This window comes from Streptomyces sp. NPDC088197 (genome assembly GCF_044741185.1).
GTDB lineage: Bacteria > Actinomycetota > Actinomycetes > Streptomycetales > Streptomycetaceae > Actinacidiphila.
Window position 1 is genome coordinate 335,985 of the sequence record NZ_JBIUSD010000001.1, and the last position, 12,374, is coordinate 348,358.

The following is a 12,374-nucleotide window of genomic DNA, read 5'->3' on the forward strand; positions in this document are numbered from 1 at the left end:
GTCGGGCCCGGCCCCGCCCGCGACCGGCCACGCCCGCGACCGGCCCGGTCGGCGCGCCCAACGCGCCCGCTACCGCGCCGACTTCCGCGGCAGCCGGTCGAACAGCGTAATCCGCAGGCCGCCCGCGAAGTCCTTCGCGGTGCCCGCCTTGTACTCGGTCTGGAGGAATCTCCCCTCGTCGGCCGTCATCCCCGCGTACGGCGTGCGCGGCGCGGTGGCCACCAGCCAGATCCGCTGGACGTCCTTGGTGCACACCACGGGCGCGGAGCACGGCTGTCCGGTGTACGTACCGTCCCGCTGCGGCGACACCGTCACGTACACCGCGTCCGGCTGGTCGGCCACGGCGTGCAGTTGGTACGCGGTGCCCCGCATCGCCTTGTCCAGCTCACCGCTGTAGACGACCCCGTCGCCACCGCGCGTCTGCGTCCGCAGCCAGGCCGACGCGGCCTGGTAGTCGGGGAGTCCGGGCCGCGGGTCGGTGCGCAGGCCGTTGAAGGCCGGCAGCGAGACCGCGGCCACGGCGACGGCGGCCACCGCGCCGAGCACGATCTGCCGGGTCGCCGCCCCGCCCTCCCTGCCCGGCAGCAGCTTGGCCAGACCGCACACCCCGGCGCCCGCGAGCAGCGCGACGGCGGGCACGGTGAAGACGAAGTACGACGGCGTGAACAGGTTGCCGTAAGAGCGCAGTCCGAACAGCGCGACCGGCGGCAGCACCGCCCACACCAGCAGCGGTACGCCGTTCCTGCGGCCGAGCAGCACCCCGAGCAGCGCGAGGCCGCCCACCGCGAGGGCGGCGTGCTGCGAGCCGATCAGCTCCTGCGGCAGCCGCAGCAGCGCGTGCACATCGGTGCCGCCCTGCGGGTCCTGGTGGTTCTGGCCGCGCGCCAGCATCAGCACCGCGAAGAGCGGCGCGACCGGCACCAGCGTCACCGCCAACCACGCCCCGGTGCGCTGGCGTTCGGTGGCCAGCGTGATCAGCAGATACGCCACCACGACCGTGGCCGCCACCGGGTGGAACAGCCCCGTGCACAGCATCCCGAACGCGTATCCGCCCCACCGGTCCGCGCCCACGTGGTCCAGCGCCCGGTACAGCAGCAGCGCCCCCGCCACCACCGACAGCGCCGCCAGCGCGAACGGCCGTGCCTCCTGCGCGAATCGCGTCGTCACCGGCAGCACCGCGAACACCAGCCCCGCGACCAGCCCGGTCGGCGCGTCGAACATCCGGCGGCCGAGCAGCGCCAGCAGTCCCGCCGTCACCGCCATCGCCACCACCGACGGCACCCGCAGCATCGCGGGCGAACTCCCGGCGACCGCGACCCAGATGTGCATCAGCACGTAGTACGGCGCCAGCACCACATCGGTGTTGTCCAGCAGCCGCCCGAGGTCCGACCACGACAGATGCGCCGCCCACCACGTCGCCGCCTCGTCCTCCCTGACCTGCGCCGCGCCCACCCGGTACCCGCCCGCGACGAGCGTCACCAGCATCGGCGGCAGCATGATCGCGGCGCGGCCCATCCCGCGCCGCTTCTCCTCCTGGCGCTTCTCCTCCCGCCGGCGCGCCGCCCGCCCGCCCGGGGCGGGGCGGTCCCCGGTGCTGTCGTCCTGGATCTCCCACTCGCCCTGGCCGTGATGGGAGTTCCGCGGCTGCGGAATGATCGAGATGGGAATGGTGTCGGGGTGATCGGGGTGGGGATCCAGCACTTCCCGCTCGTTCATGGGGTGCTCCCGGAAGACGGGGAGGTGCCGGGTGAACCGCTCGGCGGCGCGCCCGGTGAAGGACCGGACGACGTCTTCGTCTGCCCGGTCGCCAGCCGCAGTGTGGCCAGACCGGCCTGGAACGCCTGCTGTTCGGCCTTGCTTGAGGTGAAGCGCCAGTTGGCGCGGGCGCCGGTGTCCCGGTCCTTCTGCATCCAGATGAAGCCGACGATGTCCGGATGGGCCTGGAGCCAGGGGAAGAAGGCCCGGACCCAGTTCAGTTGCTGCTTGTCGATCTGCGCGCCGGTCTCCATGATGATCAGCGGCTTGTCGGCGAAGGTCCGCACTTGTTTGACCGTCGCACCGAAGGTGATCGCGGGGGTCTTCTCGCGCACGCCGTAGCCGGTCATGCCGATCCAGTCGACGTAGTCGTCGCCCGGGTAGTACGGCTGGAGTTTCACCTTCGGCTTCGGGCGGATGATGTTCGGCGACCAGGTCCAGATCACATTGGTGGCCCCGGCCTTGTCGAACAGGTCGTGCACGTGCCGCCACGCCTGCACGTACTCACCGGGCTTGTTGCCGTTCACCGCCTCCGACCAGGGGTACCAGCCGCCGTTCATCTCGTGCGCGAGGCGCAGCACCAGGGGCCACTTGGCGTCGGCGATGGCCGTGGCCGTACGGGTGATGTAGGCGTCGAACTTGCCGCTGATGATGTTGCCGAGCCGGAACTTGGGCTGATCGGTGTTCGTGTCGAGGATGACGCCGCCCGCCGGATTCTGCACCCCGCCCGCCCAGGGCTCCCAGGTCAGCACGGGGAGCGTGCCGTGCTCGTAGGCCGCCGTCATCGAGTACGGGTTGAACTCGTGCTCCCAGTCGAGGAAGAACGAGGCCATGGTCGGCCGGATGCCGCCGTCGTCGGTGGTGAACTCGTCCAGTTCCTTGGCGTCGTAGGGGGCCTTGACGGTGGCCGCGCCGAAGTAGATGCCGTCCGGCTTCATGAACTGCTGCTTGGTCGGCACGTTCGGGTCGCTCTTGCCCTTGAGCCGGTCCAGCAGTCCCGGGTTGCTCTTGCTGCCCCCGCCGAGTCCGGAGTAGCCGGTGCCCTCCGCGTTGGAGACGACTGCCATGTAGACGCCGTAGGACAGCGCGGAGAGCAGGACCGCGTTGACGGCCATCCAGATCCGCAGCCGGATGCCCGTGCCGCGGCTCCACCAGTGCGACGGCTTCTTGCGCCGTCGCTTGGCCTCCGCCCGGCTGCCGGACCGGTTGGCGGCCGGCCCGTTGTGGCTAGACACTCATCATCACCGACCCCCCGAGCATGAGGCCGCCGATCACGTACGGCACCAGGACCAGGGCGCTGTGCGACTTCTCGCCCGCGAAGCTGTCGGCGCGGGTGCCCCAACTCGCGTTGTGCGCGCAGCGGAAGAAGCCGAGCAGGCGCACGGGGAGCAGCAGCAGGGTGTTGATCACCATGAAGGTGGGCAGGAAGAGCAGGTCCTGCGGCCGGTAGGCGAAGTGCCGCCCGAAGCGGAACATCAGCGAGAACAGCGACATCACGGCGGCCAGCGCGAGGAGCAGCACCAGGGCCTTGGTGGGGTCGCCGGGCAGCGGCAGGTCCTGGTAGATGGTGGGCCGGCCCCGGTGGAAGGCGGCGATCAGCCAGGAGGCGAAGGTGCCGAGCAGCACGAAGGGGACCGCGACGTCGGCGAAGTAGAACAGCGCGAGCATCTTCGCGTTGCGCAGCATCCACGGCATCATCCGCAGCGTGTTGTACTGCGAGCCGCGTGCCCAGCGGTACTGCTGCTTGGCCAGCTTCTTCAACTGGAGCGGGGCGTCGGTGTAGACGAGCGACGTGGACTGGTAGACGGTCTTGTACCCGGCCTTGAGCGTGTAGTTGGTGAGCGTGCGGTCGTCGCTCACCTCCAGGAAGACGCCGAGGAACTTCTCGCCGAGGAAGGCGTCCATGCAGTCGAAGAGGATGTGGCTGCGGAAGGCGATGGTGCGGCCGGGCAGGCAGCCGACGGTGCCGAGCACGCTCATGGCGGGCATCGCGTACTGGCAGCGCACGCTCTCCAGCCAGTCCGCCCAGCGGGTGAGCACGGTGCGGCTCGGCTGGAGGATGCGCTGACGGGTCGTCACCCCGCCGACCTGGGGGTCGCGGAAGGGCTTGACCAGTTCGCTGAGGGTGTTGGCGGTCCAGATGGTGTCGGAGTCGACGAGTACGGCGATCTCGCCGCTGGACTCGGCCAGGCCGACCTTGAGCGCGTTGCGCTTGCCGGGGACGGGGGTCCACCGCCAGAACACGCCGAGGTCGTCGCAGATGTGCTCAAGCGCCTCGTTGCGGCGGCCGTTGATGACCACGATGATCTCGGTCGGCCGCTGGTCGATGATCCGGCCGACGACCTCGCGGAAGAGGTCCTCGGGCTCGTCCACCACCGGAATGATCACGGAGGTGGTGGTCTGGAACGGGCGCTTCCACGGCTTGTAGCGACGCGCGAGGACGACCTTGATCAGCCACAGCAACCAGATCAGCGCCATGAAGGCGGCGAAGGGGTACACCACCCCCTGGAGCCGCAACTCACGGATCTCCAGCAAGAACGCCAGCATGTCTTCCTTATCGCGCCGATTCCCCCGAGCCACATACAAGGCGGCGTGCCGTAGAGAGCGTAAGTGGTGACACGATTTTTATCATATGAACCTTAGCGTCCCTCACAGGATCACCTTGAGTAACGCCTCTGCCACGTACACAACGGCCCTGTCGCGTGAGCTGTGTTACACCCCGATGACAAGTCCGTTCCGCCCGGCGGCGAATTACCTGGACAAACGACCGGAGCGGTGAAATCCCGGTCACAGTCGTGTAGGTCCTGTGCCCATCGGACTGCTGTCACTGCCGTCCCGCCCGTGACTCACCCCGTCCCGCCGCCGTTTCGCGCCTCCGCGTTTCCTCCCCGCCTCCCCGCCTCCCCGCCTCCGCGCCTCCGCGCCCGTGCGGTCGTGCGGCCGTCGCACCGGTTCGGTGCGCGACGGCCCGGCCGACCCGGAGGCCCGGCTCGTGGAACCGGCCACGGCCGCACCGCCCGCACACCTAGAGACGACCATAGGTTCGTCTGATGAGATGCTTCCCGTGACGGTTCGCCGAGCAGAATGGCCGGGAATGAATGTGCTCACACGAGGGACGCGGCGGCGGCCCTTCCTGGTGAACGCCCTGGCAGGCGCGCTCGTGGGCGCCCTGCTGCTGCCGCTGGCCGCGTGCTCCTCCGGAGGCCAGGAGCGCATCGACGACTCCGGCAATCCCTCACAGTCCACGCCTTCCGGAACATCCGCCGCAGACCCCGTGACGCGCACCAAAACCCTGAGCAAGGCGGAGTATCTGCATCCGAAAGGCGTCTATTTCGGCGTCGCGACATTCCACGCGCCGGCATGGGCGACCACCGCGGCCGTGACCGTGGCGTCGGGGCGTCACCCGCGAATGCTGGAGTACTACCAGGGCTGGAACGAGGATTTCTCCGCCGCCGACGCCGAACTCAGTTACAAACAGGGCGCGGTGCCCTTGCTCACCTGGGAGCCGTTCGCCAAGTCACGGGCCGCCGACCAGCCGGAGTACTCGCTGAAGAAGATCGCGTCGGGGTCGTTCGACTCCTATGTGATCCGATTCGCGCGCCAGGTCAAAGCGGCGGGACAGCCGATCGCCCTGCGCTTCGCGCACGAGATGAACGGCGACTGGTACCCCTGGTCCGAGAAGAACAGCGGCAACTCGCGGGGCGACTACGTGAAGGCGTGGCGGCACATCCACGACCTCTTCCAGGCCGTGGGCGCGACCGAGGTGATCTGGGTCTGGAGCCCGAACGCGCTCCGCGGCGCCCGCGGCGTCCCGCTCAAGCCGCTCTACCCCGGCGACAGTTACGTCGACTGGATCGGTGTCGACGGCTACGGCTTCGGCGAGAAGACGGCCACCGAGGTGATCCAGCCCACGGTGGACGAGATCACGAAGTTCTCGCACAAGCCGATCCTGCTGAGCGAGACCGGCAGTTCACCGGGACCGCAGCAACCCGGCTGGACCGCCGACCTCTTCCGCTGGATCAAGCGGACGCCCAATGTGATCGGCTTCGTGTGGTTCCAGCACAGCGTGGACGAAGGCGGCCAGTACGACTACCGCTTCGACGTCAATCCGCAGACCAAGGCCGCATTCCGGAAGGGACTTGATTCCCTCACCCTGAGCCCGTGGCCGGTCACTCCCGATGCGCCCCAATAAGGGGAGAAGACACCCCGCGTACATGTCTGACGCTATGATTCACCGAAATGAGTGACGGGAAAGGCGAACTCCTCCGGCCATGAGTACTCCCACGGGGCCCCCGGAAGATCCTCGCATACCGCACCAGAACGGTGCCGTACCGCAGGTCGACCAGCAGCAGACGCCACCTGCGCGGCAGACACCGCCCGTACAACCGGCGCAGCGGACGCAACCGGCGCGACCGGCACAACCGGGCTACGGCTTCCCCCCGACCCAGTTCTCGCAGCCGGTCCACCAGGGCTCTCCGTACGAGATCAGGCCCGGGGTTCCGCAGATCCCGCATCCGCAGCCGTATGTGCCCAACCCCAACGAGCCCGACTGGTCGGCGCTCGCGGACCAGCACGTGGCCGAGCAGCGGGCGCGCAAGAAGCGGATGCTGATCATCGCCGTCTCCGCCGTCGTGGTCCTCGCGCTGGCGGGCGGCGCCGCGCTGTTCCTGATGGGCGGGTCCAAGAAGGACGGCGACACCGTCGCCAAGGACGACAAGGACAAGCAGACGACCGCGCCGGCCGTCCAGCCGAGCGATGTCGCCAGCGATTCGCCGAGCACGGAACCGACCGGATCGCCGAGCGGATCACCGACCGGATCACCGAGCGCCACCTCGACGCCCACGATGCAGGGCAAGGACCTCTTCTCCGACACGTCCACGCGGGTCAACGGCCAGACCTTCACGCGCAAGACCACCAGCCACGAAGCGCCGTGCTGGAAGGCCACCCGCAGCGGTCTCGGGCCGACGCTCGGGCCGAACAAGTGCGCCCAGGTCGTGCTCGCCACCTACACCTCGGCGAAGTCGTCGGTGACCGTCGGCGTGATGGTCTTCCCCAGCGCCAAGGAGGCGAACGCGGTGAACAGCGCCTTCAAGGGCGAACTGATCCCGCTCACCAACAAGTCGGGTATCCCGAACTTCTGCGAGAAGGTCGCGTGCGCGGTCACCCACGCCGTCCACGACCGCTACCTCTACACGACGATCGCCGGTCCCAACAACGGCACCGCGGGCGTCAAGGACGACGACGCGATCGCCGCCGGCCAGGGCATCGCCGGCTACACCCTGACCCGGCTGACCGAACTGGACTGAGCCGCAGGGGTCGTTGACGCCACGCGACCGCGCCTTCTTGTGAGCCCGTGACCCGTAACAGGGTCACGGGCTCACGTCGGTTCTTCGCCGATGCGGCGCAACAGGGCGAGGAGAGTGGCGCGTTCGGTGTCGTCGAGGGCGGAGAAGGCGGAGGAGAGGACCTCGTCGGCGATGCGGTGGCCGGCGGAGAGGAGGGCTTCGCCGGCGGGGGTGAGGTGGTGTTCGATGCGGCGGCCACGGCCGGGGCGGCGGTCGATGAGGTGGCGGTCGGCGAGGCGGGTGGCGAGGGTGCCGAAGGACTGCTCGGTCTGGAAGGTCGCGGCGGCGAGGTCGCGGGCCGAGGCGCCGGGCGTGCGGGCGACGGCGCGCAGGGCGTCCCACTGGGCGAGGGTGGTGCCGACGGTGGCCAGGCGACTGTCGAGGGCGCGGTGCTGGCGGTACTGCGCCTGCTTGACGGCTCGTCCGAGGAGCTGGAGTTCAACGGGCATGGGCACAGCCTAACACTCCGACTAAGCTTGCTTATATAAATATCCTTAGTTACAGTCGACGGTATGACGACCTCATCGCAGCTCACCGTTGCCGAGACCGGCCCCGCCGACGCGGGGACCGATGCCGCCGCCGCCCGCCCCGTACTGCTGCTGCACGGCGGCGGAGGCCCCTTCACCGTCGCGGGCCTCGGCGCCCACCTCGCCCGTACCGCGCGTGTCCTCACCCCGACCCTCCCCGGCTGGGACGGCACGCCCCGGCCCGAGGCGTACGACGGCGTGGACGACCTCGCCGTGGCGTACCTGGAGCTGCTTCGGGAGCGCGGGCTGCGTGACGTCCTGGTGATCGGCTCCTCGCTCGGCGGCTGGATCGCGGCCGAGATGGCGGTACGGGACGGCGCGGGCCTGATCACCGGGCTCGTCCTGATCGACGCGGCCGGAGTGCTGGTCGAGGGCGAGCCAATGACGGACTTCTTCGCGCTCGACGCGCGGGGCGTGGCCGAGCGCTCCTTCCACGACCCCGACCGCTTCTTCGTGGACCCCGCCACCCTCCCGGCCGGTCAACTGGCCGCGCGCCAGGCGAACATGGCCACTATGCGGATCATCGCGGGCGACCCGTACATGCACACGCCCGGCCTGCGCGAACGGCTCGCCGACGTCCGCGTCCCGACCCTCGTCCTCTGGGGCGAGAGCGACCGCGTCTTCACACCGGGGTACGGGGCCGCGTACGCCGCCGCTTTCGCCGACGCGCGCTTCGAGGTCGTCCCGAAGGCGGGCCACCTCCCGCAGATCGAGCAGCCGGAGGCGACCTTCGCGGCGATCGACGCCTACCGCGCCCGCTAGGCCCCGGCACCCGGCAGAAGAACCGCCCAGGGGCCGCGCCCCAAGAACCACCGGCGAACCCCCACGGCAGAGGAACCGTCCTCGCGGCGCGGGGGAGGGTCACTCGTCCACGACGACGACCCGCAGGAGCGAGAGGCGGGCCTCGTCCGCGAGGACGTGAATTTCGGCGACGCGCCCGGATGGGCTGACGGTGAGGGTGAAGACGGCGCGGGCCCGGCCGTCGTGGATCCAGGCGAGCTGGGGGACCCCGTCGACGAGGACGCGGCGAGCCCCCTTGGCCCGGGTGAGGAAGGTGGTGGCGACGGCGGCGGCGCCGCGGACGGAGGTGGCGCCGGACAGGGCGGCGGCGGGATCGGCCCGGAGCACGACATCGGGGTCGAGGAGTTCGAGGAGCGCCTCGAAGTCCCCGCCGCGGGAGGCCGCGAGGAAGGCGTCGACCACGGCGCGGCGCCGTACCGCGGAGCGCTCCTCGTCGACGACGGCGACCCCCTGCACCCGGCGCCGGGCGCGACTGGCGAGCTGACGGGTGGCGGCGGGCGAGCGCTCCACGATCGGCGCGATCTCGTCGAAGGGAACGGCGAACATGTCGTGCAGGACGAAGGCGAGCCGTTCCGCGGGACCGAGCGTGTCGAGGACGACGAGCAGGGCGAGCCCGACCGAATCGGCGAGCAGCGCCTGCTGCTCCGGGTCGGTGTCCTCGGCCGCGGCGGCGCGCGTGACCGGGCCTCCCGAGGGCGTCTCCAGCGGCTCCTCGCGGCGGCTGCCGCGCGAGCGCAGCATGCTCAGCGACACCCGGGCCACCACCGTGGTCAGCCACCCGGCGAGATTGTCGACCTCGTCGGCGTCGATCCGGCTCAGCCGCAGCCAGGTCTCCTGCACCGCGTCGTCCGCCTCGCCGGTGGAGCCGAGCACCCGGTACGCCACCGCGCGCAACCGGCCGCGCTGCTCCTCGAAACGCGCCGCCAGGAACTCGTGCTCGTCCATCGGGCCACCCACCTCCGTCACCTCGTCGTCGTGGCAGTGACCCGCCGGACGGGCCCGATGTGACACCTGGCGGTACCGCCACGCACCGTACAGACGCTTTTACTGGGCGGAACGGCCCCCTGCCGTCACCCGGAAGAGTGGTCTCGGTGCCCGTACGGAGGACGGGACCAATCCGGATGAGCCGCCGCCACGAACCTGTCGCAGGAGTGCCCTCACAAGAGCGGGCACCGTGAGAGATGGGGCGTGATGGGCGTAGAGCGCATCGACACCCGGCTGCTCGAAGAACTGACGGAGCAGTCACAAGACCTGAACAGTGACGCCTTGCGGATCACCGCGAGCGCGCTGGACGACTTCCGCGCGGCGGCACAGCCCGCGCCGGCGTCCTCGCGCCGCTGGTGGCACCGCGGCGGAGCGGTCGCCGGAGTGGCGGGCGCCGCCGCTCTGCTGCACACCTCGCGGGTCGCCGCGGCCTCCTCCAGCGACGACATCATGGCGCTGCAGACGGCGGCGTCGATCGAGAACCTGGCGATCAGCGTCTACCAGACGGCCGCGGGACTGCCGTTCATCAAGGACGGCAACAAGACGATCGCGGCGTTCATCGCCAAGACGACCACGCAGCACCAGGCGCACGCGAAGGCGTTCAACTCCGCCGCCACCCAGGCGGGCGGCAAGGCGCAGGACCAGCCGGACCCGAAGTACGCGGCCGTGGTCAAGCAGGCGCTGCCGTCGATCAAGACCCCCGCGGACGTCGTGAAGCTGGCGATCACGCTGGAGGACGTCGCGGCCCAGACGTACACGAAGAACGTCAGCCAGGTCAGCAACGGCGACCTGCGCAAGCTCTTCGCCTCCGTCGCGCCCGTCGAGGCCCAGCACCGCGCGACGCTGCTGGCCGTACAGGCGCTGCTCGCCGGGAACATGGGCGACCTGATCGCCATCCCGACGGACGTCGCCAAGCTGCCCGCCGCGGCAGGCAGCGTCGGCTTCCCCAACGCCTTCTACCCGACCAAGAACGCTTCACCGATCTCTGAGGGGGCCGTGAAGTGACCACCGCACGCGACGGCTGGGAGCTGCAGATCAGCGAGCGCGAGCTCGCCCGTCTCACCCAGGACATGGAAGAGGCCCACCGCGACACGCTGCCCGCGATGCGTGCGGCGGCCGCGGACCTCGCAGCGGAACAGCGCGACAAGGCACAAAGCGACCGGCGCGGCGGGGTGGCCGACGCCTCCCGGCGGCGTTTCCTGCTCGGCGCCGGCGGGGTGGCGGCGGCGTTCGCGCTCGCGGCGTGCTCCAGCAGCGACAAGAAGACCTCCGCGGACTCCGCGACCGGTGCGCCCGGCGGCTCGCCGACCGCCTCGGCGTCGGCGTCCGGGAGCAGCCAGTACACCGGTGACCTGAAGGTCGTCGCGCTGGCGACGGCGCTGGAGAACCAGGCCGTCGGCGCCTACAAGGCGACGCTGGAGGCGGCCAAGGCGGGCAAGCTCGGTACGGTGCCGCCGGCCGTCGCCACCTTCGTGACGACCGCGATGGCTCAGCACGCGGACCACGCGAAGGCGTGGAACGCGGTACTCACGGGTGCGGGCAAGCCCGCCATCACCAATGTGCCGCTGTCCAACCAGGCCGCCACCCTCAAGGCGCTCGGCGAGGCGAAGACCTACGGCGCCGTCGCCAAGCTGGCCCTGCAACTGGAGGACCAGGCCGCGCAGACGTATCTCTTCGCGACCTACAACGTCACCAGCCCCGCCGGGATCGCGACCGCCGCCACCATCGCGCCGGTCGAGGCGCAGCACGCCGCGATCCTCAACTTCGTCCTGGGCCAGTACCCGGTCCCCGACGACTTCCTGCCCGTGGACAAGGCGGCCAGCCCGACCCTGCTCACCGTCTGACCCCACCTGTACGGGACGGCCCGCACCCCCACACGGGCCGTCCCGTGCTTCGCCCGAATTCCGAAGGGAAAAGCCCGAGTTGATCGTCACCCGGCTCCACGCACGCACCGCTCCCGTCCCCGTACGCGTGCCTTCGCGCGTCCCCGTACGCGTACGCCGTGCGCCGTTGCTGGCCGCCGCCTGCGCCGCGCTGGCCCTGACCGGTTGCTCCAGCTCGGGTTCGAGCGGCAGTAGCGGTACGAGTACGTCGGCGGCTGCCACGTCGGCGTCCTCGTCCGCGTCGAGTTCCGCGTCGGCCTCCAGCGGCGGTGGCGCGGACACCATCGTCATCCAGAACTTCGCCTTCACGCCCGCGTCGCTGACGGTCGCGGCCGGCGCCACCGTGACGGTCACCAACAAGGACTCGACGGCGCACACGGTCACCTCGGTCAAGAGCGGCCAGTTCAACACCAACGACATCGCGCCGGGCAAGACGGTGACCTTCAAGGCCCCCTCGGCCAAGGGCACGTACGACTACATCTGCACGATCCACCAGTTCATGAAGGGCACGCTCACCGTGAACTGACGCGCCGTCGGATCACCGCGCGTTCCGCTCCCCCCACCGTGGCCGTACGACCCGTACGCGCCGTACGAGGAAACGAGGATCCGTCATGCCGTCAGCCGGGGTCAGCTCCACCGGCCGAGCGCTCGACCTGGCGGCACGCCTCGTCGCCGCCGCCGGGCTCGCCGTGGACGCCTATGTGCACGCCAAGCTCGCCGACCAGTACGACGCGGTGTCCGCCGACATCAGCCAGGGCACGCTCTTCCGGATCGAGGCGGGCATGGCGTCGTTCGCGGCCCTGCTCATCCTGGTCTGGCGCCGCCCGCTCAGTGCCGCCCTGGCCTGGCTGGTCGCCGCGGGCGGCCTCTTCGCCCTGATGCTCTACCGCTATGTGAACGTCGGCGCGCACGGCCCGTTCCCCAACATGTACGAGCCGGTCTGGTTCTACGACAAGAAGCTCGCCGTGTGGTCCCAGATCGTCACGATCGTCATGGCGACCGGCCTGCTCATCCACTGGTACGTCACCCGCGTCACCCGCCGCCGTGACGCGTCCACGCTGCGCTAGGAACACCTCTCA

The 12,374-nt window shown here is 70.2% G+C and carries 12 protein-coding genes; 7 read left to right on the forward strand and 5 right to left on the reverse strand.

Translation table 11 applies throughout. From position 1 onward, the window contains the following. Positions 1 to 69 precede the first annotated feature (69 nt). Genes ACIOC1_RS01510 through ACIOC1_RS01520 form a run of 3 tightly spaced genes read right to left on the reverse strand, consistent with a single transcriptional unit; the run spans position 70 to position 4,302 of the window. Positions 70 to 1,716, reverse strand: a complete 1,647-nt coding sequence (locus tag ACIOC1_RS01510; protein WP_401851067.1) for a glycosyltransferase family 39 protein — start codon at positions 1,714 to 1,716, stop codon at positions 70 to 72. Further along, the gene (locus tag ACIOC1_RS01515) at positions 1,713 to 2,990 is read right to left on the reverse strand and encodes a glycosyl hydrolase (RefSeq protein WP_355336486.1); all 1,278 of its coding nucleotides are present in this window, start codon (positions 2,988 to 2,990) and stop codon (positions 1,713 to 1,715) included. The genes ACIOC1_RS01510 and ACIOC1_RS01515 overlap by 4 nt, the downstream gene beginning before the upstream one ends. Next, the gene (locus tag ACIOC1_RS01520) at positions 2,983 to 4,302 is read right to left on the reverse strand and encodes a glycosyltransferase family 2 protein (RefSeq protein ID WP_401718267.1); all 1,320 of its coding nucleotides are present in this window, start codon (positions 4,300 to 4,302) and stop codon (positions 2,983 to 2,985) included. The genes ACIOC1_RS01515 and ACIOC1_RS01520 overlap by 8 nt, the downstream gene beginning before the upstream one ends. A gap of 547 nt (positions 4,303 to 4,849) precedes the next feature. Here ACIOC1_RS01520 and ACIOC1_RS01525 point away from each other — a divergent pair. Together ACIOC1_RS01525 and ACIOC1_RS01530 are read left to right on the forward strand one after the other, a co-directional pair. Further along, positions 4,850 to 5,947 carry a glycoside hydrolase family 26 protein gene (locus ACIOC1_RS01525; RefSeq protein WP_401851071.1) on the forward strand — a complete coding sequence of 366 codons (1,098 nt, stop codon included), beginning with the start codon at positions 4,850 to 4,852 and terminating at the stop codon, positions 5,945 to 5,947. A gap of 79 nt (positions 5,948 to 6,026) precedes the next feature. Continuing rightward, complete coding sequence (locus ACIOC1_RS01530) at positions 6,027 to 7,061, forward strand: hypothetical protein (RefSeq protein WP_401851074.1); 1,035 nt, start codon at positions 6,027 to 6,029, stop codon at positions 7,059 to 7,061. 71 nt (positions 7,062 to 7,132) lie between these two features. Here the strand turns inward: ACIOC1_RS01530 and ACIOC1_RS01535 are convergent, their stop codons facing one another. Next, positions 7,133 to 7,549 (reverse strand): MarR family winged helix-turn-helix transcriptional regulator, encoded by a 417-nt coding sequence (locus tag ACIOC1_RS01535; RefSeq protein ID WP_401851075.1) that lies wholly within the window; start codon positions 7,547 to 7,549, stop codon positions 7,133 to 7,135. Between the two features lie 63 nt (positions 7,550 to 7,612). On the opposite strand from ACIOC1_RS01535, the gene ACIOC1_RS01540 reads away from it, so the two are divergent. Continuing rightward, complete coding sequence (locus ACIOC1_RS01540) at positions 7,613 to 8,389, forward strand: alpha/beta fold hydrolase (RefSeq protein WP_401851077.1); 777 nt, start codon at positions 7,613 to 7,615, stop codon at positions 8,387 to 8,389. A 99-nt stretch (positions 8,390 to 8,488) separates the two neighbouring features. Here the strand turns inward: ACIOC1_RS01540 and ACIOC1_RS01545 are convergent, their stop codons facing one another. Continuing rightward, on the reverse strand, positions 8,489 to 9,373 hold the full coding sequence (locus tag ACIOC1_RS01545) for a sigma-70 family RNA polymerase sigma factor (protein WP_401851080.1): 885 nt from the start codon (positions 9,371 to 9,373) through the stop codon (positions 8,489 to 8,491). 246 nt (positions 9,374 to 9,619) lie between these two features. Between ACIOC1_RS01545 and ACIOC1_RS01550 the strand changes: the two genes are divergently transcribed. The 4 genes from ACIOC1_RS01550 to ACIOC1_RS01565 all read left to right on the forward strand — a co-directional run bounded on the left by ACIOC1_RS01550 (position 9,620) and on the right by ACIOC1_RS01565 (position 12,362). Then, positions 9,620 to 10,417, forward strand: a complete 798-nt coding sequence (locus ACIOC1_RS01550) for a ferritin-like domain-containing protein (RefSeq protein ID WP_355336493.1) — start codon at positions 9,620 to 9,622, stop codon at positions 10,415 to 10,417. After that, entirely contained in the window at positions 10,414 to 11,256 is an 843-nt protein-coding gene (locus tag ACIOC1_RS01555) for a ferritin-like domain-containing protein (RefSeq protein WP_355336494.1), read from the forward strand. The genes ACIOC1_RS01550 and ACIOC1_RS01555 overlap by 4 nt, the downstream gene beginning before the upstream one ends. Before the next feature lie 127 nt (positions 11,257 to 11,383). Beyond that, positions 11,384 to 11,821, forward strand: coding sequence for a cupredoxin domain-containing protein (locus tag ACIOC1_RS01560; protein WP_401851082.1), 438 nt, complete (start codon positions 11,384 to 11,386; stop codon positions 11,819 to 11,821). An 85-nt stretch (positions 11,822 to 11,906) separates the two neighbouring features. Beyond that, complete coding sequence (locus ACIOC1_RS01565; protein WP_391126687.1) at positions 11,907 to 12,362, forward strand: hypothetical protein; 456 nt, start codon at positions 11,907 to 11,909, stop codon at positions 12,360 to 12,362. The last annotated feature ends 12 nt before the right edge of the window (positions 12,363 to 12,374 follow it).